Origin of the sequence: Pseudovibrio japonicus (assembly GCF_014651595.1) — a bacterium.
GTDB classification, from domain to species: Bacteria; Pseudomonadota; Alphaproteobacteria; order Rhizobiales; family Stappiaceae; genus Pseudovibrio; species Pseudovibrio japonicus.
In genome coordinates this window covers 177,771-203,061 of record NZ_BMXE01000008.1, presented here as the reverse complement: position 1 = coordinate 203,061, position 25,291 = coordinate 177,771, and the positions used below count along the sequence as shown (strand labels likewise).

Annotated in this window: 25 protein-coding genes; 11 read left to right on the top strand and 14 right to left on the bottom strand. The window is 53.1% G+C overall.

Annotation, left to right across the window (positions count from 1 at the left end; translation table 11 throughout):
• Positions 1-168: 168 nt before the first annotated feature.
• The 3 genes from IE076_RS19340 to IE076_RS19330 all read right to left on the bottom strand — a co-directional run bounded on the left by IE076_RS19340 (position 169) and on the right by IE076_RS19330 (position 4,109).
• Positions 169-1,716 carry a sensor histidine kinase gene (locus IE076_RS19340; protein ID WP_209009289.1) on the bottom strand — a complete coding sequence of 516 codons (1,548 nt, stop codon included), beginning with the start codon at positions 1,714-1,716 and terminating at the stop codon, positions 169-171.
• Between the two features lie 130 nt (positions 1,717-1,846).
• Complete coding sequence (locus tag IE076_RS19335) at positions 1,847-3,292, bottom strand: dihydrolipoyl dehydrogenase family protein (protein ID WP_189438430.1); 1,446 nt, start codon at positions 3,290-3,292, stop codon at positions 1,847-1,849.
• 40 nt (positions 3,293-3,332) lie between these two features.
• Positions 3,333-4,109, bottom strand: a complete 777-nt coding sequence (locus tag IE076_RS19330) for a TVP38/TMEM64 family protein (protein WP_189438429.1) — start codon at positions 4,107-4,109, stop codon at positions 3,333-3,335.
• A 446-nt stretch (positions 4,110-4,555) separates the two neighbouring features.
• Here IE076_RS19330 and rpmH point away from each other — a divergent pair, with 446 nt between their 5' ends.
• The 10 genes from rpmH to IE076_RS19280 all read left to right on the top strand — a co-directional run bounded on the left by rpmH (position 4,556) and on the right by IE076_RS19280 (position 13,644).
• Positions 4,556-4,690: a 50S ribosomal protein L34 gene (rpmH, locus tag IE076_RS19325; protein WP_189438428.1), complete on the top strand. Its 135-nt coding sequence runs from the start codon at positions 4,556-4,558 to the stop codon at positions 4,688-4,690.
• Positions 4,691-4,752: 62 nt separating this feature from the next.
• Positions 4,753-5,157 (top strand): ribonuclease P protein component, encoded by a 405-nt coding sequence (gene rnpA, locus IE076_RS19320; RefSeq protein ID WP_209009287.1) that lies wholly within the window; start codon positions 4,753-4,755, stop codon positions 5,155-5,157.
• 49 nt (positions 5,158-5,206) lie between these two features.
• On the top strand, positions 5,207-7,015 hold the full coding sequence (gene yidC, locus IE076_RS19315) for a membrane protein insertase YidC (protein ID WP_189438426.1): 1,809 nt from the start codon (positions 5,207-5,209) through the stop codon (positions 7,013-7,015).
• Between the two features lie 162 nt (positions 7,016-7,177).
• On the top strand, positions 7,178-7,828 hold the full coding sequence (gene yihA, locus IE076_RS19310; protein WP_189438425.1) for a ribosome biogenesis GTP-binding protein YihA/YsxC: 651 nt from the start codon (positions 7,178-7,180) through the stop codon (positions 7,826-7,828).
• A 283-nt stretch (positions 7,829-8,111) separates the two neighbouring features.
• Positions 8,112-9,038, top strand: a complete 927-nt coding sequence (locus tag IE076_RS19305) for an EAL domain-containing protein (protein ID WP_189438424.1) — start codon at positions 8,112-8,114, stop codon at positions 9,036-9,038.
• A 145-nt stretch (positions 9,039-9,183) separates the two neighbouring features.
• Positions 9,184-10,071 carry an acetylglutamate kinase gene (gene argB, locus IE076_RS19300; RefSeq protein ID WP_189438423.1) on the top strand — a complete coding sequence of 296 codons (888 nt, stop codon included), beginning with the start codon at positions 9,184-9,186 and terminating at the stop codon, positions 10,069-10,071.
• Between the two features lie 216 nt (positions 10,072-10,287).
• Positions 10,288-10,986 carry a pyrimidine 5'-nucleotidase gene (locus IE076_RS19295; RefSeq protein ID WP_189438422.1) on the top strand — a complete coding sequence of 233 codons (699 nt, stop codon included), beginning with the start codon at positions 10,288-10,290 and terminating at the stop codon, positions 10,984-10,986.
• Between the two features lie 191 nt (positions 10,987-11,177).
• Complete coding sequence (locus tag IE076_RS19290) at positions 11,178-12,071, top strand: LysR substrate-binding domain-containing protein (RefSeq protein ID WP_189438421.1); 894 nt, start codon at positions 11,178-11,180, stop codon at positions 12,069-12,071.
• 110 nt (positions 12,072-12,181) lie between these two features.
• Positions 12,182-13,033: a 2,3,4,5-tetrahydropyridine-2,6-dicarboxylate N-succinyltransferase gene (gene dapD / locus IE076_RS19285; RefSeq protein ID WP_189438420.1), complete on the top strand. Its 852-nt coding sequence runs from the start codon at positions 12,182-12,184 to the stop codon at positions 13,031-13,033.
• 152 nt (positions 13,034-13,185) lie between these two features.
• Positions 13,186-13,644 carry a DUF4265 domain-containing protein gene (locus IE076_RS19280; protein ID WP_189438419.1) on the top strand — a complete coding sequence of 153 codons (459 nt, stop codon included), beginning with the start codon at positions 13,186-13,188 and terminating at the stop codon, positions 13,642-13,644.
• Positions 13,645-14,287: 643 nt separating this feature from the next.
• On the opposite strand, the gene IE076_RS19275 is transcribed toward IE076_RS19280, so the two are convergent.
• The 10 genes from IE076_RS19275 to IE076_RS19230 form a co-directional block, all read right to left on the bottom strand.
• Positions 14,288-14,905, bottom strand: coding sequence for an HAD family hydrolase (locus IE076_RS19275; protein WP_189438418.1), 618 nt, complete (start codon positions 14,903-14,905; stop codon positions 14,288-14,290).
• Between the two features lie 103 nt (positions 14,906-15,008).
• Positions 15,009-15,497 (bottom strand): dienelactone hydrolase family protein, encoded by a 489-nt coding sequence (locus IE076_RS19270; RefSeq protein WP_209009285.1) that lies wholly within the window; start codon positions 15,495-15,497, stop codon positions 15,009-15,011.
• 187 nt (positions 15,498-15,684) lie between these two features.
• The gene (locus IE076_RS19265) at positions 15,685-16,866 is read right to left on the bottom strand and encodes an acetate/propionate family kinase (RefSeq protein WP_189438417.1); all 1,182 of its coding nucleotides are present in this window, start codon (positions 16,864-16,866) and stop codon (positions 15,685-15,687) included.
• A gap of 25 nt (positions 16,867-16,891) precedes the next feature.
• Positions 16,892-18,313, bottom strand: a complete 1,422-nt coding sequence (locus IE076_RS19260) for a bifunctional enoyl-CoA hydratase/phosphate acetyltransferase (RefSeq protein ID WP_189438416.1) — start codon at positions 18,311-18,313, stop codon at positions 16,892-16,894.
• Positions 18,314-18,588: 275 nt separating this feature from the next.
• On the bottom strand, positions 18,589-19,203 hold the full coding sequence (locus IE076_RS19255; RefSeq protein WP_189438415.1) for a TadE/TadG family type IV pilus assembly protein: 615 nt from the start codon (positions 19,201-19,203) through the stop codon (positions 18,589-18,591).
• Positions 19,204-19,206: 3 nt separating this feature from the next.
• Entirely contained in the window at positions 19,207-19,815 is a 609-nt protein-coding gene (locus IE076_RS19250) for a TadE/TadG family type IV pilus assembly protein (RefSeq protein WP_189438414.1), read from the bottom strand.
• A gap of 14 nt (positions 19,816-19,829) precedes the next feature.
• A complete protein-coding gene (locus IE076_RS19245) occupies positions 19,830-20,339 on the bottom strand; it encodes a pilus assembly protein N-terminal domain-containing protein (RefSeq protein WP_209009283.1) in 510 nt (169 codons plus the stop codon).
• 140 nt (positions 20,340-20,479) lie between these two features.
• A complete protein-coding gene (locus tag IE076_RS19240) occupies positions 20,480-21,349 on the bottom strand; it encodes a C40 family peptidase (protein WP_189438412.1) in 870 nt (289 codons plus the stop codon).
• A 103-nt stretch (positions 21,350-21,452) separates the two neighbouring features.
• Positions 21,453-21,803 (bottom strand): MarR family transcriptional regulator, encoded by a 351-nt coding sequence (locus tag IE076_RS19235; RefSeq protein ID WP_189438411.1) that lies wholly within the window; start codon positions 21,801-21,803, stop codon positions 21,453-21,455.
• 111 nt (positions 21,804-21,914) lie between these two features.
• Positions 21,915-23,297, bottom strand: coding sequence for a leucyl aminopeptidase family protein (locus tag IE076_RS19230; protein WP_189438410.1), 1,383 nt, complete (start codon positions 23,295-23,297; stop codon positions 21,915-21,917).
• A 212-nt stretch (positions 23,298-23,509) separates the two neighbouring features.
• On the opposite strand from IE076_RS19230, the gene IE076_RS19225 reads away from it, so the two are divergent.
• On the top strand, positions 23,510-24,292 hold the full coding sequence (locus IE076_RS19225) for a tetratricopeptide repeat protein (protein ID WP_189438409.1): 783 nt from the start codon (positions 23,510-23,512) through the stop codon (positions 24,290-24,292).
• 21 nt (positions 24,293-24,313) lie between these two features.
• Here the strand turns inward: IE076_RS19225 and IE076_RS19220 are convergent, their stop codons facing one another.
• Positions 24,314-25,288 (bottom strand): type II secretion system F family protein, encoded by a 975-nt coding sequence (locus tag IE076_RS19220; protein WP_189438408.1) that lies wholly within the window; start codon positions 25,286-25,288, stop codon positions 24,314-24,316.
• Between the last annotated feature and the right edge of the window lie 3 nt (positions 25,289-25,291).

The window sequence follows — 25,291 nt, the reverse complement described above, 5'->3', positions numbered from 1 at the left end:
GGGTCTATGTAGCCGCCTTCCCGGACCTTGGCAAGCGCTTTGGAGAAGTTTTTTAAAGTGATTTCGCGTTTTGGGGATAACAATTTCTGACTATCAGAACAAAGACGTAGGGCTTTGCGGCATAATCGAGAGAAAAGCTGCATTTGCACACTGCAGCTTTTATGGAAATTAGCCCTTGCTGGTATCCGCCGGGAATAGTCTTGTAATTTTTTCAGTCGCTTGCGCGCCCTGCCGATATGGAAGCTGGATTTTAAAACACGCTCCGGTGGTCACATTTTTTTCCAATGTGATCTGACCGCCGTGGGCAACTATAATCTCTGCGGCGATGGCCAGACCCAGTCCGGTACCACCAGCCTTGCCCGAGCTCTGGAATGCTTTGAACAGGCCTTCCTGCGCCTTTTCCGGTATCCCCGGCCCCGTATCAGCAACGTAGATACACAGCATGTCGTCCTGCACTTGTGAGTGGATCTCGATGCGGCAAACGACACCGGACGTGCCCTTGGAGGCTTGCATTGCCTGTACTGAATTTCGGCAGAGGTTGAGAAGCACACGGAAGATCTGCTCCGGGTCTGCTTCCAGCTCCTGCGTCTCCGGCACATTGATGTGCATCTCAATTTCTTCTGAGTATCTGGAGAGGCCCAGCACCTCCTCCACATCACGCAGGATCGGAGCAAGACGGATCAAGCGTAGTTCCGGCGGCGGTTCCTGTGCCTTTCCGTAGGACAGTACTGCGCTCGTGTAGCTGGCGGCGCGATCGAGCGTCGCCAGAATTTTCGGGGCAACACGCTGCACCGTAGGATCCGGCAGCATTTCTAAGCGCTCCAGAAACAGCTGGGCGGATGCCAGCAGATTGCGCATGTCGTGATTGATCTTGGAAACCGCCATTCCCAGCGCTGCCATACGGCGCTGCTGGTTCAATGTGTGGTTCAGCGATTTCTGCATGGATTGCAGTTGAACTTCGGCCTCGCCCAACTCATCAACCCGCCCGCTCGGCTTGATGATCTCGCGCGCATTCTCCGGCGCTTCAGCAAAGCGGCGCATCGAGGCGGTAAGTCGTTGCAACGGGCGCAACAGCAAAGAGCGGATGGACAGATAGACGAGTGCGGCTGTCAAACAGGAAATCAGCAGGGAAAGTTGCAGGATGTTGAGCGCGTACTTCTGCAGATCGGCTCGCACCAATGAAGCCGGGAAAATCATATCCACTCTGCCACCGGAGCTCATATCAACGTCGCCGATCACACGGATTTGTCCTGTGTAGCCTCCAATCAGAAACTGAAGGCTACATTCAATCGCCTCCCATGGAGAGTCATGGGTCATATCGATCGTCTTGGTGATGTTCATTTCTGAACTCTCCATGGCAATCAGATTACGGCGCTCACCTACGACCAGAGAGATGGCCTGTGCGCCTGTCGCTTCAAGCAGTTTGTCCTGCACCTGAGGAGACAGAGTCTCGCTGTCAGTCAGCAAGGTGGCGGCTACACCGCCCACAGCGAGACGGTCACGGAGCCAGGTGTTGCGGTAATTTGCGATTGAGGGGACGAAAATTAGCACTTCACTGAGCATGACAAACAAGATTGTCAGCACTAGAAGCTTGCCAGAAAGACCCATTCCACTAGGGAATAATCGGTGGAGCCTCCCTTTCGGGACTTCATCCGTGTCCATCTTTTTCGGTGTGACCTCTGTTTCAGAGGCCACTTTCCTACTATCTTGAACCATCCACCTACCTGATGAGTTGGTACACAATAATCGTGCAGCGCAGGTTGTTGTTACGCGCTATGCCTAACTCATTTTTAGCAGATGACGCCTACCAAGCAACAAACTTCTGTTATTACTGGTCATAACTGCGTCAGCCAAACTTTCTCAGGAGAGCCAGAATTCTGCGGACCCACGGATTTTTCGGAGCATCCGCATAGTAAGTCAGGGCAGCCCTGCGAATTCCTTCGTTCAGGGTCGGATACGGGAACACAACGCCCAGCAGAGCGCCTACCTTCAGCTTCTGCGAGATCATCAACGTCAACAAGCCGATTTGCTCGCCAGCACCCGGACCAACAATTGATGCGCCGACAAGCCGTCCCTTGTTATCGGCCAGCAGCTTGATCTGACCAACGCCCTTACCTTCAGCCAGTGCTCTGTCGTTGCCCGAGAACTCTGCTGTCAACACTTTTAGTTTGTCACCCAGTTTGGTGCGGGCCTGTTGCTCCGAGAGGCCCACCTGACCGATTTCCGGCTCGGTGTAGGTCACAGCAGGCATGGTGATGCTGTTGTGGTTGATCGGCATGCGGAACAGGATGGAGCGGACGACCAGAGATGCATGTGCGCCAGCAGCATGCGTGAACTGCACACCACCGGCAACATCCCCAATTGCGTAGACCCTGCGGTTGGTTGTGCGCAGGCCATCATCTGTTGTGATGCCGCGACGCGTAAACTCGATGCCAGCCGCCTCAAGACCAAGGGAAGAGATATTCGGCGCACGCCCTGCTGCGATCAATAGGTGCGAGCCTTCGACGGTGCCCTCGGCTTCATCATCCACCTTGATGCTGACTTTGACACCTACCTCTGTTTTTTCAACACTGAGCACCTTGGTCTCTGAGAGGATTTCCACGCCCTCATCTTCCATTTTCCGGATGACCAGATCCGCGTGGTCATAATCGGTCACCGCCAATGGGCGCAGCGCCTCGATGACAGTTACGCGGCTTCCGAGGCGGCGGTGGGCCTGAGCCATCTCCATGCCGATTGGCCCTGCCCCGATAATGATCAGGTGCTCCGGACGCTCTTTGAGCTCAAACAGGTTTTCGTTGGTCAGGTAAGGTGTATCATCAATCCCCGGTATCGGTGGAACCGCGGCACTGGATCCGGTAGCAACCACAAAGCGGCGCGCTTTGATCAGTTGTTCGCCCACTTTAACCGTATCAGCCGAGATAAACTCAGCTGCGCCCTGAATGACGTTGACGCCCAACCCTTCGAACCGTTCGACAGAGTCATGCGGTGCAATGGTCGCGATGACATCATGGACATGGTCATTCACTCTGGAAAAATCGACCTCGGGCTCCGTGGCAACTACACCGAATTTTTCCGAGGAACGGAAGGTTGCGGCTGCCTTGCCTGCTGCGATAAGTGCCTTGGAGGGGACACAGCCATAGTTCAGGCAGTCGCCGCCCATCTTGCCTTTTTCAATCAGGACAACATCCACCCCGAAAGCTGCTGCAGCTGCAGCGACCGAAAGGCCGCCCGAGCCAGCGCCAATCACGCAGATGTCCGGTGTCAGTATCTTGGAGTTATTATTTTGTGTCATCGAGAAAGTCCGTGCTTTCGAAATTGATCTTCTATGAGCATTAGGCGTCGCGGAAGCGTTTTATGATTGGCGGAATGAGCGCGACCAGTCCAAGCGCTGCAAATGCCCATAATAGCTCAGGCGTAATCAGCGCGGAGATGTCCACTTCGCAGGTTCCTGCGGCGGAACAGCCGGGATTTGCCATTTCCTGTGCTGCAATCACGCTGTCCAGACCAGCACCGATGAATGCATACGCAAAGGTGCCCGGAATGATGCCGATAAAGGTTGCGACAAAATAGGTAACCAGCGGGACGCGGAACAGGGCTGGCGCGATGTTCACCAACCAGAACGGGAATACCGGGGTCAGACGCAAGAAGAGAAGGTAGCTGAAGGCGTTCTCGCGGAAGCCTGCAGACATTTTATCAAGAAAGGGCCCTGCTCTTTCCTTAAGCGTTGCGCCGACGGATGTCTTTGCTGCCACAAACAGCACTGATGCTCCGATAGTTGCCGCCACGACCGTCAGTAAGCCACCAAACAGCCAACCGAACAGGAAACCACCCGTGATTGTCATCAGGGAAGCCCCCGGGAACGAGAGAGCAACAGCGAGCGTGTAGACCACTAAATAGATAAACGGTGTGAGGAGCGGATAGGCCGCCAGGAAATCTGCCAGCATCTGCCGGTTCTTGATCAGATTGCTGAGTGTGACTTCCTTATGCCAGCCCTGCGAGGCGCCATAGGCGGACACAGCAAGGATAACAATCAGGAGCCCCCAGCGCTTAATGAAACCGATGGCTCCGTCGGCTGCTGATTTGTTATCGTTGTGTTCCGTGATTCCCATGTGCTCTTCCTTAGATGGTTTCAGCAGTCAGACCTGCGAAAACTGAAACCCCTGTTGTTGTTAGCCAGTTTAAGCCGAATAGGTTACTATGTTTTTTGTAGGTCTATTCGGATCGTGAATTGAAGTATTACAATTTCCATACAATTAGAAAGACCTCCGGTGTGATCACAGGTTCGTGCAATCCCCGTAGTTTCACTTGGTTTTGAATGAGGGGTCACAGTCACACACGGGTCTGTGAGGTAAATAAAGAGTCAGGATATCGCAGATTCCAACGCAGCAATTATTGACTTGGAGCACGCACACTAATATAAGCGCCGACGAGTAGGAGTGCGCGTCCCATGCGCAAAGTCCTGCAACTTGTAGAGAGTCGCGGTGATTTCGGGGACAAGGCGCACAGTCCAAGTTAACGTTTAAGTTGGAGCCGATGGCTCTGCTAGGGTAATAAAATGAAACGTACTTTCCAACCGAGCAACCTTGTTCGCAAGCGTCGCCACGGCTTCCGGGCACGTATGGCAGACAAAAATGGCCGCCAGGTTTTGGCACGTCGTCGTGCTAAAGGTCGTAAGCGTCTTAGCGCTTAATCGCGACGTTGCGCGGCGGCATTCACTTCACTTCCATTGAACCCAAGTTCCGCCGCAAAAACATGAAAACACTCAAAAAGCGCTCCGAGTTTCTTACCGTCGCCAAAGGCGGAAGGACAGCTCGGCGTGCTTTTGTGCTTCAAGCGGCTAAAACCCGCAGTGATGGCGCCCCTCGGATGGGTTACACGGTTACCAAAAAGACCGGAAACTCTGTTGAGCGCAGCCGAATTAAGCGCCGACTTCGAGCCGCTGTCGCCTCTCTTGATCTGGATATCGCACAGACTGGCGCCGACTACGTACTGGTTGGCCGGAGAGCTGCACTTTCCCAGCCCTTTGAGGAGCTTTTAAAGGACCTTAGAGGAAGTGTGAGAAATGCATTCAAGCCTCGTAAATCGCGCCCTATCCAATCAAAATCGAATTCGCTGGCGAAATCTAACCCTCCCTATGATAAAGTGCAGGCGGACTGATCAGTGATGAATGTTTATTCCACCCTTATGAAAATGAGTGATCCAGTCGATGAACGATAATCGCAATATGATCGTAGCGATCGTGCTGTCGCTGGTTGTGCTATTGGGCTGGCAATATTTTATTGCCGGACCACAGTTAGAAGCTCAGCAGGACGCGCAACAGGCGCAGCTGGCAGAAGATGCACAACAAGCCGGTTCCAGCGCACCCGTTGCCCTTCCTGAAGGCGCATCTGGTCAAGTGGCTCCGGGCGCCGAAAGCGGGACCGCAGTTCAATCATTCGTCAGTCGCGAACAAGCATTGGCCGCATCCCCTCGCCTGATCATTGACACCCCGAGCCTCTCCGGTTCTGTCAATCTGGAAGGCGCGAAGCTGGACGACCTTCGCCTGAAGGATTACCGCCAGACAATTGACGAGGACAGCGAGACAGTTATCCTATTCTCGCCCAAAGGCAGCAACGCGCCATACTACGCAGAGCATGGCTGGGTTGCCGACCCGGGTGTACAGGTTAACCTTCCTAATGCCGATACTGTCTGGACAGCCGAGACATCCGGCGAGCTGACGCCTTCCTCACCGATCATTCTTAGCTGGGACAACGGCGAAGGTCTGACCTTCACCCGCACCTTCTCCGTTGACGAGAACTACATGTTCACCGTTGAGCAGGAAGTTCAGAACAACACCGGAGAGAATGTTCAGCTTTATCCTTACGGCTTGATCGCGCGTACCGGTGAGCCGGAAACCGCTGGCTTCTTCGTTCTCCACGAAGGTCTGATCGGCGTTATCGGCGACGAAGGCCTGCAGGAGATCAAATATTCTGACCTTGCGGAAGAGGGAAGCATTCGCCCGGGCCGCACCGATACCGGTTGGCTCGGCTTTACCGATAAGTACTGGGCGGCAACGCTGATCCCAAATCAGGGCACAGACTTCCAGCCAAACTTCTCCTACAGCGCAGGTACCCAGAATTTCCAGACTGATTATCTGGCAGATCCGGTTCAGGCCGTTGCCGGTGGGACTGCTACGAGCTCCTCCCTGCTCTACGCTGGTGCAAAGGTTACCAGCCTGATCGATGGCTATCAGGAAGCTCTCAACATTGACAACTTCGATCTGATGATCGACTGGGGTTGGTTCTACTTCCTGACCAAACCAATGTTCTGGGTAATTGACTGGCTCTACTCGCTGGTTGGCAACTTCGGCATCGCAATCCTTCTCGTGACTGTGATCGTGAAGGCAATCTTCTTCCCGTTGGCAAACAAGTCCTACGTCTCCATGAGTAAAATGAAACTCGTGCAGCCGAAGATGACTGAGATCCGCGAGAAGTTTAAGGACGACAAGCAAAAGCAGCAGCAAGCCATGATGGAGCTGTACAAGACGGAGAAGATCAATCCGCTGGCAGGTTGTTTGCCAATGGTGATCCAGATTCCGGTCTTCTTCTCGCTCTATAAGGTTCTGTTCGTTACCATTGAGATGCGTCATGCGCCATTCTTCGGATGGATTCAGGACCTTTCTGCTCCAGATCCGACGACCATCTTCAACCTGTTTGGCCTGATCCCATGGGATCCACCAAGCTTCCTGATGATTGGTATCTGGCCGCTGATCATGGGTATCACCATGTTCCTGCAGATGAAGATGAACCCAGCACCAGCTGAGCCTGCACAGCAGATGATCTTCAACTGGATGCCTGTTCTGTTCACGTTCATGCTGGCAACCTTCCCGGCTGGTCTTGTGATCTACTGGGCCTGGAACAACACACTGTCCGTTGCTCAGCAGGGAATCATCATGCGTCGTCAGGGCGTGAAGCTTGAGCTTTTCGATAACCTGAAAGACACGTTCAAACGCAAGCCAAAGGAAGAAAGCAAGTAAGCTTTGCTCTTTGGAGATGAACATAAAAACGCGGCCTCAGGGTCGCGTTTTTTGCTTGGGATACCCGCTCTTCACGATGAAGAAGCGGGAGGGCAAACATAAAGCTGAGGCTTTGGAAAACAGCTCTCGACCAAATCAAAATTGCAGGTTAAAAGGCAGGGCATGAGCTCAGAAAAAGAATATTCAGAAGAGCAGCTGGAGGCGGGACGCCTTCTGTTTGCGCGTCCCTGGGAATTTATTACCAGCGTTAAAGAGATGCACCAGCTGCCTGTGCTGGATGGCATCGAGATTGCATTTGCAGGCCGGTCCAATGTTGGCAAGTCCAGCCTGATTAACAAGCTAACCGGCAAGAAGGCACTGGCCCGTACATCCAACACGCCGGGCCGCACCCAGATGCTGAACTTCTTTGGAGCGGAACACTCCATCCTCAAGATCGTCGACATGCCCGGCTATGGGTATGCGGAGGCACCAAAGGGGATGGTGGACGCCTGGACATCGCTCATTTTTGACTATCTTCGCGGCCGAAGCACGCTGCGCCGTGTGTTCTCGCTGATTGACTCGCGGCACGGCATCAAAAAGAACGATCTGGAAGCCATGTCCATTTTGGACAAGTCTGCAGTTCCTTATCAGGTTGTGTTGACCAAGGCTGACAAACTGAAGCCTGGGCAGCTTGAGCGCGTGAAAGAAGAGACTCTGAAACTGCTCGCAAAACGTCCGGCTGCGCACCCGGAGATCATTGCCACCTCCTCTGAAAAAGGCAAAGGTCTGGATGAGCTGCGCGCTGAGATCGCTCAGCTGGTCAGTTACGGCTAGTCAATTGGCGGCGCAGGCATCTTGTGATCCTGCGCCCTTCTCAACTTGAGGGCGGACTCTCAAACATATCAGGCAGGCCTTGTCCATCCTGCAATACTGCGGTTTCTCCCTTATTCTCGGGTTTTACGGCGTTTTCCCCAGACCCCCCAGTGATTACTTGACCCTAGGTCATTTTACCCCTCGAATATGTGTAGGCCATCGTCGAAGGGGAGATCGTCGAATGTCTTACAAAGACAGGCAAAGAGGCAGTTACAAAGCCACCTCCGGGAAAAGGAGCTGATGTATGTGCGCAGCTCCATCCGCCCGGCAGCAATGGGCGCTTACGCCTGAGCCTACCGGTACCAATGCCCTCACCTACCTGCGGCGGTTCGTCCGGGCATTTCCAACGCTGGCGTTGGCAGGGTTGAACTTTCGCAAGTGGCATCGGGCGCGTCAGCTTGGTCCGAATCCGCTGGAGAGGTCTCTGATTTCGGCCTATCTTCGCGATGAGTTTGTGCTGCATTATCAGCCCATCGTGCGTGTGACTGACCGCAAGCTGGTTGGCGCGGAAGCGTTGATCAGATGGGAGCATCCGGAAAATGGTCTGCTGCCCCCTTCCCGCTTCATCTCCACCCTGTTCCGTAGTTGCCTTGGCAAGGATGTTGGGTACTGGGTGATCCATGAAGCCTGCAAGATGGGCCGTAGTTGGGGCGATCTTGTTGATCCAGATTTCAAAATCTCCGTGAACATTTGCGGCAAGATTTTTGCCGATCCGCACATCGTTTCCCGCATTCAAAAGATCCTGCAAGACACGGCGACGCCCAGCCATTTTCTTGAGCTGGAAGTCACCGAGTGGATTGATCTGGACCGGGCTGCTCATGCCATGGAGAACATGCGCACACTGCAGGAGATGGGTCTTTCGGTTGCGTTTGACGACTTCGGGACCGGCTTTGCCTCCGTGAAGCACCTGCTCGACTGTCCTGTTGACCGGATCAAGATCGACCGCAGCTTCGTTTCCGGCGTTCCACACTCCAACCTGCACAGTGCGACCTGCGCTCATCTGATTGAGTTGGCGCACTTGCTGGACATGGAAGTGACGGCAGAGGGCGTGGAGACCGAAGAGCAGATGCGACTGCTGGAGAGCAGCGGCTGTACGAATGCTCAAGGCTTCCTGTTCCTACCTCCCACATGTGAGGATGGCTTTTCGGAGTATCTTCGGGAGAGACATTAGGCAATTTCGCCCATTACTTGAGTAAATCCACGCAGGTTCAAGTGACGGAACATTTGTGGCGTGATTATAATGCGGTTATATACCTGTCACGCAGTCCGCGTGATCTGCGTATCAGTCCATTCTTTCTCCAGGTGTACCTATCGCTATGAGTTTCTCGGAAAACAGTAATCGTGCGCATGTCATTGCCCAAGCTCTCCCCTACATGCAGCGTTATGATGACCGGCGTGTTGTTGTAAAATACGGCGGCAATGCAATGGGAGACGACTCCCTTGCCCGCGCTTTTGCCCGAGACATTACTCTGCTGCGCCAGTCTGGTGTGCATCCTGTGGTCGTTCACGGTGGCGGCCCTCAGATCGGCTCCATGCTCGACCGCCTGAATATCAAAAGCGAGTTCAAAGGCGGTCTGCGTGTTACCGATCAGGCCACCGTTGAGATCGTCGAGATGGTGCTGGCTGGCTCCATCAACAAGGGCATTGTTGCCAGCATCAACCGCGAAGGTGGCCGCGCTATTGGCCTTTGCGGCAAAGATGGTGACATGGTCACAGCCCGTAAGCTGCATCGCAAACACCGTGATCCGGATTCCAAGATCGAGGAAGTTCTGGATCTTGGCTTCGTGGGCGAGCCTGAGAACGTGAACTCAAAGGTTCTTGAGCTAATCCTTGAGCGTGACCTCATTCCTGTTGTGGCTCCTGTGGCTCCGGGCCGCGATGGTGAGACCTATAACATCAACGCCGATACGTTTGCTGGTGCAATCGCTGGTTCACTGAATGCAAAACGTCTGTTGTTCCTTACGGATGTCCCGGGTGTTCTGGACAAAGACGGTAAGCTGATCAAGCAGCTGACCCGCGCCGGTGCCCGTGCTCTTATTGAAGACGGGACAATCTCAGGCGGTATGATCCCGAAGGTTGAGACGTGTCTTGATGCGCTTGAACAGGGCGTTGAAGGTGTAGTTATTGTTGACGGAAAAGTCGCACACGCAGTCCTTCTGGAGCTGTTCACCGATCACGGCGCAGGTACTTTGATCGTGCCTTAAGTGTGCTGCGTGCCCCCAAGTCATGCATCGTGCTTCAGGGTCCGATCTCATTCAGATCTTACCTCCGAAATCCAGTGGTGAGCTTTCGCCACTTCACTTTATTGTTTGGTCCAGAGAGGCGAAAGACAGGCGCCTCCCTTGATATCCTAACTTTTTCCTGTTTTGCTTGGCGTTAAACAACAAATATCGGCAATGCTGATAGCTGAACGGAAAAGTATGACACAATCCCCATTTACCGGCGTTAAAAGCTGGATTTTTGATTTAGACAACACCCTTTATCCTCACCACTCAAAGCTGTTCGATCAGATTGACCAGAGGATTTCCGAGTTTGTACAAAAACTCACCGGAAAGCAGGTTCACGAGGCCAGAGAGCTCCAGCTTACCTATTACAAAGAGTATGGCACCACGCTGCGTGGCTTGATGATGGAGCATCACATTGAGGCCGACGAATTTCTCGAATTCGTGCATGACATCGACCATTCGGTCCTTGACCCCAATCCGCAGCTTGCGGAGGCGATCAATCAGCTACCGGGCAAATGCTATATTCTGACCAACGGAACGCGCAAACATGCGGAGTCTGTTGCCAACCGTCTTGGGATTACCCATCACTTTGAAGATATCTTCGGCATTATGGAAGCGGATCTGGTCCCGAAACCAGCTGCAGAGACTTACCGACGCTTTTTGGAGAAGAATGGCATTCTCCCGAACAGTGCTGCAATGTTTGAGGATCTGTCACGCAATCTGATTGTACCAAACTCTCTTGGCATGCGGACAGTTTTGGTTATTCCGGACGGAACACGCGAGGTTTTCCGTGAGGATTGGGAGCTTTCAAACGGTACTGAGCCCCATGTGGACTTCGTAACCGACCATCTGGATGGGTTTCTCCATAACATCCTAAGGGAACTCAAGAATTAGGGTAATTCTTACAAAACATGATGCCCCCGTCATTTTACGCATTAAACTCCAGTAGGGGCAGTTTTGGTCAAAAATTGCAAAATTTGCGCGTAATAAGGCCAAAAGAGAAAAAATATCACGATCATCTGGACGAATGCCTATTTTCCCTTTATTGAGATTAATTCAAGAACTCATAAAGAAGGGCATTCGTCATGGTTTCACTGCGCGCGCTACACGCATTTTCACTGCTGGCCAAACATGGTCGCGCCGCTCGTGCAGCAGAAGATCTTGGCGTTACACCCTCCGCTCTGACGCACTTGCTGCGTTCGCTTGAGAACGAGCTCGGTGCCGCTCTTGTTATTCGTGATGGCCGCGGCCTTGCACTGACCGAGGAAGGGCAGCGCCTTTCCTCTAATCTTGGCAATTCGTTTGACCAGATCGAGCATGCAGTGGAAGCCTTCCGGCGCAGAAGTCGGACAGAGCTGCGCATTTCTACCCTTTCTACTGTGGCCACCCGCTGGCTTATTCCGCGTTTGCCGGACTTTCAGGAGAAGCATCCGGATATTGAGTTGCTGATCTCGACGAGCATGCGCGTGGTGGACCTTGACCGGGAAAGCTATGACTGTGCGATCCGGCTGGGGGATGGAGCATGGCCTCATGTGGAGCGAAATATGCTCTGGCAGGAGGATCTGGTCGTTGCCTTTGCGCCTCAACTGAGTAACGGCGATCCGAACCCGGATATCAAGCTGCTGGATAAACTGAAGTTGCTGCATACATCCTCCCGACGTGAAGACTGGCCGCGCTGGTTGAATGGTACGGGCCTGCCAAATTCCAACCAGATCTCCGGTGCTATGTTTGAGAGCCGGAATATGGCTATTCAGGCTGCTGTTGCGGGCATGGGTGCTATTGCGATTGATACCCGGTTTGTTGAACAGGAAGTGGCTGCAGGCCACCTTGTTGTGCCGGACTGGCCACGCCTTTCTCTGGAGAGCGGTTACTGGTTCGTCAGAAACGCCAATCGCCCGCTGACGCGCCCTGTTGCCTCTTTCCAGAAGTGGCTGATGGAGCAGTCTCAGCAGCCGTTCAAGGCACCTGAAACAACCTAAATCGATAGATGAGACAACCGGAAGCCAGAGAGTATTGACTTCTGGTTTGCGCTTGCGTACGCCTCGGTAACTCTAATTCGTAACCCGTTAAATGTGAGAGTCTGCCGCCAATGAGCCAGATTGATCTTGCGGCCCTTGAGGCCATCATCAACGCTGCGTTTGATGACCGTGACAATGTAAACACCGATACGACTGGTGACGTGCGTGATGCTGTAAACACCGCACTGAATCTGATGGACCACGGCAAGCTGCGTGTTGCTGACAAAACCTCTGGAGATTGGGTTGTAAACCAGTGGGTGAAAAAAGCAGTGCTGCTTTCCTTCCGCCTAAACCCAATGCAGATCATCAAAGGCGGTCCAGGTGAAGCTCCGTGGTGGGATAAAGTTCCTTCCAAGTTTGACGGCTGGAGTGCCGTTGATTTTGAAGAAGCTGGTTTCCGTGCGGTTCCTGGCTCCATCGTTCGTCGCTCTGCATTCGTCGGCAAGTCCGCAGTTCTGATGCCTTCTTTCGTGAACCTTGGTGCTTACGTGGACGAAGGTACCATGGTTGATACATGGGTGACTGTTGGTTCCTGTGCCCAGATCGGCAAAAACGTTCACCTTTCCGGTGGTGTTGGTATTGGTGGTGTTCTTGAGCCGCTTCAGGCTGGCCCGGTTATCATTGAAGACAACTGCTTCATCGGCGCTCGTTCTGAAGTTGTTGAAGGCGTGATCGTACGCGAAGGTGCTGTGCTTGCAATGGGCGTGTTCATCTCCGCAACCACCAAGATCATCGACCGCAACACCGGCGAAGTTTTCGTGGGCGAAGTTCCTGCATACTCCGTTGTTGTTCCAGGTACCATGCCAGGCAAACCGCTGCCAGACGGTACCCCAGGACCAGGCCTGGCCTGTGCGGTTATCGTGAAGCGCGTTGATGCACAGACCCGTTCCAAAACCTCTGTGAACGACCTGCTGCGCGACTGATTTTCTGATCAGATCTGATCAATGAGAGCCGGGGCAAATGCTCCGGCTTTATTCTTTGTATGCATGCATTCTTTTCTGAACACATATACTCAAGATGCTGGTTGCTTCGCAGGAGCGCATGGGTATATTGCGCTTAGAATTTGCGAGGCCCCATGAATAAGAACAGCAATCTGCACAAGCTTGTCTTCAAGCTGGACCCACACGACTGGCACGGTATTGAGAGTGAAACTGTGTGGGTGCGCTCACTCGGTGGCAATCGCTATAAGCTGGAGAATACGCCTTTCTTTGCGTGCGGTGTTGCCAATGGCGATGAGTTGCTTGCAAACAGAGAACGCGGGCAGCTTGTCTTTGACCGCGTCGCCAAGGCCTCCGGCAACTCCACCTACCGGATCATGGTGGAAGAGACCACTCAGCCCGAAGAGTTTGCCAAACAATGGGGCAAGCTGGAGAAGCTTGGTTGCACATGCGAAGACATTGATGCGGACCCACCGCTGTTCAGCGTGGACGTTCCTGTGTCTGTCGATATCCATGCGGCCTACTCGATCCTTGAAGAAGGGGAAGGTCTTGGTATCTGGGCATTTGAAGAAGGTCACTGCGGGCATCAGGTCTAGCCTCCGACCAGATCCAAGCTGACAACGACGATTATCACCGCGTGGTTCTCCATGCGGTGTTTTTGTCTGAAGTTTCCCGCTTTAACGGGTGGAGCAAGGCGAACAGGCTCTGCCTGCGCTACTTGTTAAATATGTTTCTTCGGCATTGGCTGCTCGCCTCGCCCGGGTCTTTTATCATGAACACGCGGGCTCCCTCTCGGACAGGCGCGACTGACACGTTTTCGTGTCATTGGCAGTTTCCTGCCACCACCGGACGCCCTCCGGAACGACCCCAAGCTCCCTTTCACCACTGTGGCCTCAAAAGGGTATTGCGCTTCACCGGACCTCCCGACACGATACGTTACCTCATGCCGGTAGCCCAACCCCACCCACGCCGAGGGACGGACGGTCCATCCCTGCCCGATTGCGTGGGCACGAGAACAAGCATAGGACCGGTTTTAGGTAGGGGGATAAGTTTTTTGGGAGCTTAAGGGCGCCGTCAATTGCACGAGCGCCCTGCTCCGCACTCCCGCAGATGATGCGGGATGCAAGTGTCTGGCTTTAGAGCGTGTTGCGTTCATATGCATTCACGCACCAAGCTCCAACTCTTTATTTTCATGCGTATTCTTGTCCGAAAACCGGAGCCACTTTTCGGGAATACGCTCTAAAGTGGAAGGCCCAGCTGCTTCAGTTCTGAACGAAGCTTGTCTGCCTCCGAGAAGTGCAGTGCCTTCATGCCAATGTCCTGTGCAGCGACCACGTTCTTTTGCGTATCATCGATGAATACGAGCTCTGATGGCTTGAGGCCGTTGCGTTCAAACAGGATGTTGTAGATCGCAGCATCCGGCTTGAGCAGGTTCTCTTCACCCGAGATAACGGTGTCGATGAAGCTGTCAGCCAGGAACGGGAAGATGCGCTTTGCTTCCTCGAACTTCTCGGTTGAGAAGTTTGTGATTGCGTAGAGGGGAACCCCCTTCTCCTTGAGATCCTTTAGGAGTGCGACATTGGCCTCGATCGCACCGCCGAGCATGTCTTCCCAACGCTCGTAGTAGGCTTTGATCCACTCTTCATACTGCGGGAACTTTTCGAGACGCTCTGAGATGGCTTCATCCCAGGGACGGCCACGGTCCTGCTCCAAGTTCCACTCGTAGGGACACACTTCACTCAGGAAGTATTCGCGCTCGGATGCATCCGGGATGAGATCATTATACAAGTTCTCCGGATCCCACAGGATCAGAACATTGCCAATGTCAAACACGACTGCATTGACCGGTGAGGACATGCCTCCCTCCTTTCTTTACACAGTTCTTCTTCGCTCATTTAGTATTTGGTCAGGCGGAATGATGCAATGCGTGAGATTGCAACCTGACACGGGCGGGGTCTGCTTAAGCCGCCGCCAGCAATGGAAGCGCAGGCATCATATCACTTTTTGAGATACATTCAGCAACCTGCTCTCCAAGACCAAAGCCATGTACGGACACGCCGATCGGCTCTACTTCCTCGACACTTTCAAGCAGCTGCAAACCGGAACAGACATTTGCCAGTAACTCCTGCTGGTGCTCTGTTGTCAGCATGGCTTCTACCAGTGGTCCGGCTTCTTCTCTGGACTGGGGAACCTTGCCGCCAAACAGATCAAGGAGGAACACGGCATAGCCTTGTTCTGCGATTTTTGCCGCCTGTTGGATCGCTGCGTCGGTTAATCCGTTCCAGTCATGAAACAGCAAAAGTGCAGGAAGTTTCTTGGCGGTTCGAGGCACGATGATGTAGGCAAGATTTCTTTGGTGGTATTCCACCAGACGCAGCTCAGCGGCGGTCAGAGAAACCGGAAGTGCAAGTGTGGTTGCAGCGATAATCATTGGAGTGCCAGTGTTCATTGAAGCTCTGTATACACGAGTTGCATATCTCATTATATCAATTTTTTTGATATTAAAACCCATAGGAATATGTTTGGGCAACTCTCCAGTTTGCTTTGATAGGTCTAGGCAAACAAAAAAGAAACCGCACTTCTCCTTGTAGAAAAGTGCGGTTTAAACATTGTGATCGAGACCACGTTTTGGTCGATTATGCTTCGCAGATCACACGAGTCTGACGGGCAATCATCGCCTCTTCATTGGTTGGGATCGCCATGACCTTAACCTTGGAAGACGGCTTGGAAATTGTGATTGCTTCCTTCGCACGTGCCTTGTTTGCTTCCTCGTCGATTTCCACGCCGAGAAACTCAAGGCCCTTGCACACGCCTGCGCGTGTCAGGGAAGAGTTCTCACCGATGCCACCGGTAAAGACGATTGCATCCAGACCGCCCATGACTGCAACCAGAGCACCGAGCTCACGCTTGATGCGGTTGTCGTAGTAGTCGAGTGCGCGCTTTGCTTCCGGGCTGTCGGATTCTTCCAGATCACGCATATCCTGCGAGATTCCGGAGAGGCCTTTCATGCCGGATTCCTTATTCAGCAGGTTGGCAACTTCTTTCACCGACATGCCTTTTTCTTCCATCAGGTAGAAGATGACACCCGGATCGATCAGACCGGAGCGTGTGCCCATGGCCAGACCATCAACTGGCGTAAAGCCCATGGTGGTGGTGACGGATTTGCCGTTTTCGATTGCGCACATGGACGCACCATTGCCAAGGTGGGCAACAACTACCTTGCCATCTGCCACTTCCGGAGCAACGTTGTGCAGTTCCTCGGCAATATAGTGGAAGGACTGGCCGTGCATACCATAGCGGCGAATGCCTTCGTCGTAGTACTTGGTCGGAATGGCGTAGGCTTCGTTCTTGAAGTCCTGCGTGCGGTGGAACGCAGTATCAAAACACGCTACGTTCGGCTTGCCCGGAAAGGCAGCTTTCGCGCCTGCAATGCCTGCAAGGTTGTGCGGGTTATGCAGTGGTGCCAGCGGGTTGAAGGTTTCCAGCTCAGCGGCAACCTCATCCGTCACCAGCACAGGTGCGGAGTACTTGGAGGAGCCATGCACAACACGGTGACCGATTGCGTCCACTTCGAGTTCCGTATCGAACTCTTTGAGCAGCGCAAGGATGACCTGAAGCGCGGTGTTGTGGTTCTGAGCTTCCTCTGTTGATAGCGCACGATCCATGATCGTTTTGCCTTCAGCAGATTTGCCTTTTACCCAAGCAGATGCTCCCAAGCCATCAATCTGGCCGGAAAGCACACTTTCTTCGCCTTTGAACAGCTGGAATTTGATGGAAGAAGATCCAGCGTTCAGAACAAGAATAGTTTCGATTGTCATTATTATCTTCTCAGCTATCCCGTAATCACTCTGCAGCTTCTGCAAGCTTCTGCTCATTGTCGAACGCTACACCGTTGCGCAGGTAGTAGTCGTACATGGAGGCAAGAGCACAAGAAACGAGGCGCGCACGATCATTGTCCGCGCGGCTGGTGAGGATAATCGGAACAAGAGCACCGGTGACGAGACCAGCAGTTTCCGCGTGCGCCAGGAAGGTCAGCTCTTTAACGACCATGTTGCCAGCTTCGAGGTTTGGCACGATCAGCACTTCTGCGCGTCCTGCCACAACGGACTCGATGCCTTTGGTGCGTGCTGCTTCGAGGTCGATCGCGTTATCCATGGCCAGAGGACCATCAACAATACCGCCCTTGATCTGACCGCGGTCAGCCATCTTGGACAGCACAGCTGCGTCGATGGTGGATGGGATTGCCGGGTTTACGGTTTCCAGAGCGGACAGGATACCGACCTTTGGTGGCTCGATACCGATAGAGCGCGCTACGTCGATCGCGTTCTGAGTGATATCAACTTTTGCGGTCAGGTCTGGTGCAATGTTGATGGCAGCATCGGAAACGATCAGCGGTGTTTCACGGCCCGGAACATCCATAACAAATGCGTGGGACAAACGTCGCTTGGTGCGCAGACCACCTTCGCGCTTCACAATGTGGCGCAGCAGGTCGTCGGTGTGCAGGTGCCCCTTCATAACGGAGCGAACACGGCCTTCATGGACCAGCGCAACCGCTTTTGCAGCAGCGGAGCCTTCATCCGGTGTGTCGATGATTTCGTAGCCGGAGATATCTGCCCCGATCTTATCAGCTGCTGCCTGAATGCGTTTTTCAGGGCCACAGAGGATTGGAACGATCAAGCCAGCCTGAGCTGCCATAACTGCACCGCCGAGAGAGTTGGCGTCGTCCGGGCATACAACAGAAGTTGGGATAGCAGGCAGCTGGGAGGCGGTTGCGACGAGGCGGTCAAAGTGCTGGTGGCGCTTCATAAGCAAGCCTGGCAGCTCTTCGGCATCATAGGAGATGGACTTAGTTGGTGCCTGAACGCGGGCTTCACCTTCAGCAACCAGCGTGCCGTCATCAACCTTTACGGTGGTGGACAGGCGAATTTCATCGTTCGGGAGTTTCTCAAGAACCGTCACAGTGACGTCGAGAACCTGATCTACCTTCACCTTGTTATGGAAGGACAGGGTCTGGTCGCGGTAAACGCAACCTGGGCCTGGGAGATAGTTGCCGACAACTGCGGAAATAAGAGACGCGCCCCACATGAACGGTGCGGATGGGCCATCCTTCTGCTCGATACCTTCCCACTGTGCATTTGGCAGGTGCAGTGGGTTGATGTTGCCAGACGCATGAGCAAAAACGTAGAGATCGTTTGCCGTACAGATACGGGAACGCGTAACGGTATCGCCGACCTGAATTTGGTCGTAGGTCCGATTGGTAGCCATTGATAGCCTCTTCTATTTCTTACATACCGCACCCGTCGGAGCGCAAAACGTTACGATAGGGCTATTGAGGGGAGGTCTCAGCCAGTCTATCGCAGCTCTGTGACTGTTTCGCGATATGTGCCTTAAATTCTTTCGCCAAGCGTGCCGCGCTTATTCAACATTTGGGCTAACAAATCTATGAGTAAAGGTCACAAAACAGCAGATTTTAGCGATCTGCGAAGTTATGACACATCATTCTTTAGGTTACAGCGCTGAAACTTACGTAAATATTCGTATCACTCTGGCGGATAGTTTGCGCAGTTGTCCAAGTATTCTACGCAGGAGACCCCGCGAGGCCGTAAGATGAAACTATCACTGAGCGGGATGGAAAGGAAATTGCCCTTGTCGCCCGTTAAGTGCTCGCTCAGGTTCGACATTACACTTCCCAAGAGGGGCGTGTATTCAAAGTTTGCTGTCGCCACCAGATAGTATTGCCCAGTGGTGAGCATCGTATCAGGAAACGTAATGCCTTCAGGTTCGTTTCCTTGTGTCCAAGCAGTGGTGTTATTCGCCCAGCCCCAGACGACTTCCGGGAGTTGATTAACAATCAGGACCATGCCGACACGCACCTCAACGGCAGCGTCTTCGAATGGGGTCATCTGGTGCTCGATTGCTCTCTCAATATCATTTATTGAGGTAGAAACATCCTGCGCGCGCGCGACGAGGTCCGCGATCGAAGCTGCGGTTTTGCTCACACGCCGGTCGTAGGAGAGCGCTGTTGTCAGCTCTACCATTCCAACAAACAAGAACAACAGAAGCGGCAGAAGTATTGCGAACTCGATCGCTGCGGCACCGGCATCATGTGCGGTTATGTGCAGAATCTTCTTTCCGAGTTTTCGGTGGGCCCGCATAGATCACGTCTCCCCGGATGAATTTGTGCCGCCAGTTGCACTGTATGGTTCGTTTCTGAAGATCTCAGTCGAAACCAAGAGCCGTTTCCCACCCGTTGTGGTTCCGAAGATCTCCATCATTTTCGAGGTAAACATTGGCCATGCACACAGCACTCTCACAAGGACAACTTCATTTCGTTCTCCCTTTGCCCAGCCCTGCTCCATAACCACTTCACCATCTTCGACCAAGGGTTGTGGCTCCGGAATGTCCCCGAAATTCTCGAAGGCCTCGACATCAATGTAGATGTCATTTTCGACGGCTTTCAACAGTCCGCCGCCCTTCTCCAAAATGGCATTCTTGAAACTGGCTGCGTTGAAGCCTTCCTCTTGATGCACCTGCCCCGTTCGAATTTGTCGCGCCGCATCAGCAACCGCATTGTCCAGCACAACCTCAACAAGAAGTGACAAGCCTAACTCGATAATGGCCATAACAACCAAGAATAGGACCGGGGCAATGAAAGCAAACTCGATGGCAGTTACACCTTTGTCATCGGCGCGAAGACGGGCAAAGCTCGCTAATTTCCGCTTTTTGCAGTGCTGTCTTTTCGGCACACATGATGAAATAACGGCCACCTCTGAGTTCCAACCTAGTCGTTGTTATTCGCTATGATACCGTTTTCGGCCAGTTCGTTACGCAAGCTGATGGAGCTGGAGACGTCTTCCATTTTTTTCTTGTCATCACCCAGACGCAATACTTCCTGGCAGTCCGGATTGCACGAGTAGGTGACGCGGCTGTTGTTGCGTTGGACGGCGACGTAGCCAGCCATTTCGGCGGTCACAGTGATCAGCTCTTCGACAACAGGTTCTGAGGCATCGTTGAGCACAACCAGATTGGTGCTGCCGTAGGACTTGCCGGTGATGACGATAGTCAGGCGGTCGTGCACGGTCACATCAGCGATGCTTGGATTGCCAAGTATGATGGTTTCGGCGGGCTCATCGAGACGGAAGACTTTCGCCTGATCAGCAACAACCTTCACATCCGCAGAGGCTGGTGCAATCGCTATGGTGGAGATACCCGCAACCATTGCAGAAAAGATCACGCCCGGCGCAATCCTTGGCAAACGATCTAAGACCCGTTCCTGCAGCTTCCAAAACACGGCAAACTCCACTGAATAACTGTTAAAATTTATTAGTTATTTGTGCGATATTTTTAGTGAATGAAAACCTAATTTGAGAAAGTTGGCGGGTTAGTTCCGCCAATAACGAGCCGTATGGTTAAATCTTTGTAAACCTCTGATTAGCGTAGCCTCTTCACAGAGGTGAGTTGACCAAACTCGTTTTCGCGAACTCGCTTGCGGGCCGCCAGTAAGTTCTCATTGGCCACGGTCATGGTGTAACCATTGGCATGCAGCAAGGTCTCATGGTCGGACATAACGCCCACATGACCTTTCCAAAACAGCAGATCACCACGTTGCAGTTTGGGAAGTCCGCCAGAAATGTCCAGCGGTTCACCCAGCACGGCTTCTTGCATGTCTGTGTCACGAGGTGCTTTCATGCCGCCTGTCTGCATTGAGAGCTGTATCAAGCCGGAGCAATCCAGCCCCAGAGTGGAGCGCCCACCCCACAGGTACGGAGTTCCGATCATGGCTTCTGCGGCACCGACCCAGTCGTCCGCTTTATGGTCACGCGCAACAAGGTGCTTTTTGACGACGAACGATCCGTCAGAGAGCTTCGCAAACTCCAGCCCTCGTGTCGTCTCAGAGCCCACAACACGCACCAGTGCACCCATGGATATTTGCGAGAGAACAGGCCGCTTCATTTCCGCTTCCGGATACCTGTAGGTGCGCAGAGCGGCCACTCTATGGGTTACCTGTTCAACCGGCCCCAGTGTGTCAGTGCGCAACCAGCCGACATACCCGTCTGTCTGGAGCTGCCCCCACGACCAGCCGTCTGGCGTGCTTTCGAAAACGCGGAAGGTTTCGCCAAAGACCAGTTCTGTATCAATTCCGCATGCCAGGTCGGGCTTTGCACGCAACTCAACCTTATCTGCCTTAACAGAAAAGTCGGTCCCATCAACAAAGCGCTCAGCCTGCACCTGACCACGATAGTGCGTGGCGGCGAGATCTGGCCTTACCGGGTGTAAACGGCGATCAAGCTGATCATTCATGCACCTTCCCCTTCCAAACAAATTGGTACAGTCATCCTAGAGCATGTTGCGTTGATATGCATTCACACACCAAACTTTCGATTTTCAAAGATGCGCATCCCGGTTATCGCGGAAGGTCCAGCGCTTTTTCCGAGACCAGATCCCCCAGATGTTCCAGATAAAGCGCACCATCAACGGTGCGCGTGACGACAACGTTGCGGCGATCGCTTTCATCGCGTTTTCTGGACAAAAGCTTGTTTGCCCCAAGTGTATCCAGCGCGCGCGTAATTGCGGGTTTGGTAACACCTAGTTTTTGCGCTAATCCGCGCACGGTATGTGGTGGAGGCTCAAGATATACAGTTAAAAGAATAGACATTTGGCGGGCAGTCAAATCCTGATCTGCCGCGCGCACCAATTCCAACACTACATCATGCCATAGCTTAAGCGCCTGCGACGGGCGAATCTCTACGGGCATATTTAATCGTCCTAATCCCTATTTGCAGGCTAAAACCTAGCCTGCAAATTATTTCGGGACCCTTACCAGATTGAGATATTGGGTAGTTTTGCCGTGTAACCTGCTTCGTACTCAGCCGAAGCGGGTTTTCAACATGTCAAAGAGTGCCCGGATTGCTTGTGCTTCCCCGCCATGGGTTCTGAAATCTTTTTCAATTGGCGTCCAGCCATAGATATCAAAGTGCACCCAGCTTCCCGCATTCTCAACGAAATTCTGCAGGAACAGCGCTGCGGTTACAGAGCCCGCAAAGCCTGCCCCACTGGTATTGATGTTTGCCAGATCTGCCGTTTTGGAAGTGATGTACTTTTTGTATGGCTTCCAGAGCGGCATGCGCCATAGGGGGTCGTTCACAGCTTCACTATGTACAGCGATAGTTTCTGCCAGTTCTTCATCATCGGTGTAGTACGGCGGCAAGTCCGGTCCCAAAGCAACACGTGCAGCCCCAGTGAGCGTTGCCATATCGACGATCAGTTCCGGGCTTTCCTCATCGGCCAGAGCTAGTGCGTCGGCAAGCACAAGGCGCCCTTCTGCATCCGTGTTTCCGATCTCAACGGAGAGGCCTTTGCGGCTCGTGAAAACATCTGACGGGCGGAAGGCGCGACCGGAGATGGCATTTTCAACAGCAGGAATGATCACACGCAAGCGCATCGGCAGCTTTGCTTTTATGATCATCGCCGCAAGGCCGAGCACATTGGCAGCGCCGCCCATGTCCTTTTTCATAAGGATCATGCCAGCAGCAGGTTTTATGTCCAGCCCACCGCTGTCAAAGATTACGCCTTTGCCGACCAGCGTGATCTTCGGATCAGTGTCTTTACCCCATGTGGCATCGATGAGACGCGGAGCTCTGTCGCTGCCGTTGCCGACGGCGTGAATGAGTGGGAACTCGTTCTCAAGCGTGTCATCCATGATGACTTTGATGCGGCCACCATGTTCCTCAAAGAGCTGAGAGGCAGCAGCTGCAAGCTCTTCAGGCCCCATATCATTTGCAGGCGTGTTGATCAGGTCTTTTGCCAGACGCGCGCCAGCCAGGATTGGTTCCAGCTCTTCCAGAACATCTGCGTCGCTGATAATCAGTTGCGACTTTGGATCGGAGACTTTTTTGTAGGTATCGAACCGGTAGGAGGCCAGAGAGAAGCCCAGAGCGATGCCTGCGATATCCTCAAAACCGTTGGAGAGAGTAAACGCTCCGACAGGAAGATTTTTGCTAAGAGCAGCGCCTGTTTCCAAGGCGTCTTTTTGGTTGTCACCATAACCGAACAACACGGTTTCGATCTGGCCCGTCGCATTTGGGATAGACAGGGTCTGGCCAAAATCTGCGGTGAAGTCCTGCGCTTTCGCCCAAGCTTTCGCCGTGTCGCCAGCAGCTTCAAGATGCGCTTCCAACTCACTGGTCAGGAGGCCCACCACCGAGATTGGATTGACTGTTTTTTCAGCGGAAATTAACGGAACGTGCACCGGAAGCTCCATGTTTGAGATCTTTAAAATCTGTCGGTTGCCCGTAAGGGGCAGTGTGGTGGCAACCTAAACACGTTACAGGTTCAGCGCAAGCCATTGCGCTTGCTGCTCCCCCATCCAGCTCCGCGTGCAGTATCGGCGAATTAACCGGAAATTAGGGATAATTTTAGATATTCAAACAAAATTTAAATCGCTTCGTTGCTGAGGGTTCCATGGCTGCTTTTGACCGCACTGACACAACCAGAAAGACCGCTGGCATTTCCAAGAGTGCAGTTGCTGTTTCGCTGTTGTTGGCTTGCGGGATTGTTCTTTCTGGGTGTGCAAGTAAGCCAGTACGCACTCAGCCCGCTATTTCCCAAAGTCAGGACATAAAACCGGGCTCTGTGCAGATGCAGCAGGCGCTTGCCTATTGGGGGAGCGCTTATGCGAAGGACCAGAGAAATCCACACAAGATCCTGAACTATGCAGCGGCTTTAAGAATTGACGGTCGCGGTCAACAGGCCGAAGCGATTTTGCGGCGGGGTGTGATCGCCCATACGGACAATAAGGTGATTGCGGCAAGCTACGGTAAGGTGCTGGCTGAAAACGGTAAGTTGCAGGAAGCTCTCAATGTCATCGACAATGCGTTCGATCCGGCACGACCAAACTGGAAAATGCTATCAGCCAAAGCCGCTATCCTGGACCAGCTCGGTGAGACACAACAGGCCCGTGCCACTTATAAGCAAGCGCTGAAGATCTCGCCAAATGAGCCCTCTGTGCTAAACAATCTGGGAATGTCCTACCTGCTGGCGGGAGACTTGCGCAATGCGGAGATCGCGCTGCAAACAGCGTTGGACACAGGTAAAGCCGGCAGCCAGATCCGTCAGAACCTTGCTCTGACCCTTGGCTTGCAGGGCCGGTTTGACGAGGCGGTTCGCGTGGCCCAGTCTGACATGGATCCACGTCAGGCGGCGGAGAATGTTGCTTATCTGAAGACCATGCTTGGCAAGGCTTAGGGCTTCTTTTTGGGAATACGCTTAGAACGTGCGCATGACCTGTATAACTGCAGGGCCGATAATGACGATAAAGAGCACCGGTAGAAAAAACAGCATCATGGGGACGGTTAGTTTGGGCGGTAATGCGGCGGCTTTGCGTTCTGCCTCCTGCATACGCATCTGCCGGTTTTCATCCGCCAAAACGCGCAGGGCATGCCCGATAGGCGTGCCGTATCTTTCAGCCTGATTGAGGGCCGTTACCACATTCTTAACGCCATCAAGTCCGGTTCTTTCCGCCAGATTCTCGTAGGCTTTCCGACGCTCATCCAGATAGGAAAGTTCAGCATTCGCCAGTACCAACTCTTCTGCCAACGCGGGCGATTGGGCTCCGATCTCTTCTGCAACCTTGCGAAACGCTGATTCAATAGACATGCCGGATTCAACACAAATTAGCAACAGATCCATGGCGTCCGGCCATGCGAGGCGAATGCTCTCCTGACGTTTAGTAATCTGGTTCTGCACAAAGATGCTGGGCGCGTAAAATCCAATAGCAGCCCCAAGAAAGCTGATGAAAAGCACACCCAGAAAAAACAACTCCACCTGCATGATAGCTGTCAGGTAGGCAAAGATCAGCACGAAGAAAACGATTGGCATTATGATTTGAAGAAACACGTAAGTGTATAAAGGGGATGGTCCCCGATACCCTGCCATTTTGAGCTTTCTGACGGTACCGTCGTTCGACAGGAGATTCTTCAGGTTATATTTGTCAACGAACTCGCGCACGCTTTCCTTTGGGCTGCTGCGAAGGGACACACGTTCCACCTCTTTGCTTTGCGAAAGCCGAATGCGCTCTCGGGCCCTGATTTTTTCGCGCTCCAGCGCAACTGACTTCATGCGGCTTTTCAGTTCATCACGCTCAAAGATAGGCATCAGAAGCGCATAGACTGTGCCAGACACCGCGAGCAGTGTGAGAACAACAACAAACAGATTACTGTCTCCAAGATCTGCAATGGTCATCTC

Bases quoted from the DNA above. Each gene is read 5' to 3' on its own strand.
- IE076_RS19340 (WP_209009289.1), bottom strand. From the start codon at position 1,716: ATGGTTCAAGATAGTAGGAAAGTGGCCTCTGAAACAGAGGTCACACCG.
- IE076_RS19335 (WP_189438430.1), bottom strand. From the start codon at position 3,292: ATGACACAAAATAATAACTCCAAGATACTGACACCGGACATCTGCGTG.
- IE076_RS19330 (WP_189438429.1), bottom strand. From the start codon at position 4,109: ATGGGAATCACGGAACACAACGATAACAAATCAGCAGCCGACGGAGCC.
- rpmH (WP_189438428.1), top strand. From the start codon at position 4,556: ATGAAACGTACTTTCCAACCGAGCAACCTTGTTCGCAAGCGTCGCCAC.
- rnpA (WP_209009287.1), top strand. From the start codon at position 4,753: ATGAAAACACTCAAAAAGCGCTCCGAGTTTCTTACCGTCGCCAAAGGC.
- yidC (WP_189438426.1), top strand. From the start codon at position 5,207: ATGAACGATAATCGCAATATGATCGTAGCGATCGTGCTGTCGCTGGTT.
- yihA (WP_189438425.1), top strand. From the start codon at position 7,178: ATGAGCTCAGAAAAAGAATATTCAGAAGAGCAGCTGGAGGCGGGACGC.
- IE076_RS19305 (WP_189438424.1), top strand. From the start codon at position 8,112: ATGTGCGCAGCTCCATCCGCCCGGCAGCAATGGGCGCTTACGCCTGAG.
- argB (WP_189438423.1), top strand. From the start codon at position 9,184: ATGAGTTTCTCGGAAAACAGTAATCGTGCGCATGTCATTGCCCAAGCT.
- IE076_RS19295 (WP_189438422.1), top strand. From the start codon at position 10,288: ATGACACAATCCCCATTTACCGGCGTTAAAAGCTGGATTTTTGATTTA.
- IE076_RS19290 (WP_189438421.1), top strand. From the start codon at position 11,178: ATGGTTTCACTGCGCGCGCTACACGCATTTTCACTGCTGGCCAAACAT.
- dapD (WP_189438420.1), top strand. From the start codon at position 12,182: ATGAGCCAGATTGATCTTGCGGCCCTTGAGGCCATCATCAACGCTGCG.
- IE076_RS19280 (WP_189438419.1), top strand. From the start codon at position 13,186: ATGAATAAGAACAGCAATCTGCACAAGCTTGTCTTCAAGCTGGACCCA.
- IE076_RS19275 (WP_189438418.1), bottom strand. From the start codon at position 14,905: ATGTCCTCACCGGTCAATGCAGTCGTGTTTGACATTGGCAATGTTCTG.
- IE076_RS19270 (WP_209009285.1), bottom strand. From the start codon at position 15,497: ATGAACACTGGCACTCCAATGATTATCGCTGCAACCACACTTGCACTT.
- IE076_RS19265 (WP_189438417.1), bottom strand. From the start codon at position 16,866: ATGACAATCGAAACTATTCTTGTTCTGAACGCTGGATCTTCTTCCATC.
- IE076_RS19260 (WP_189438416.1), bottom strand. From the start codon at position 18,313: ATGGCTACCAATCGGACCTACGACCAAATTCAGGTCGGCGATACCGTT.
- IE076_RS19255 (WP_189438415.1), bottom strand. From the start codon at position 19,203: ATGCGGGCCCACCGAAAACTCGGAAAGAAGATTCTGCACATAACCGCA.
- IE076_RS19240 (WP_189438412.1), bottom strand. From the start codon at position 21,349: ATGAATGATCAGCTTGATCGCCGTTTACACCCGGTAAGGCCAGATCTC.
- IE076_RS19235 (WP_189438411.1), bottom strand. From the start codon at position 21,803: ATGCCCGTAGAGATTCGCCCGTCGCAGGCGCTTAAGCTATGGCATGAT.
- IE076_RS19225 (WP_189438409.1), top strand. From the start codon at position 23,510: ATGGCTGCTTTTGACCGCACTGACACAACCAGAAAGACCGCTGGCATT.
- IE076_RS19220 (WP_189438408.1), bottom strand. From the start codon at position 25,288: ATGACCATTGCAGATCTTGGAGACAGTAATCTGTTTGTTGTTGTTCTC.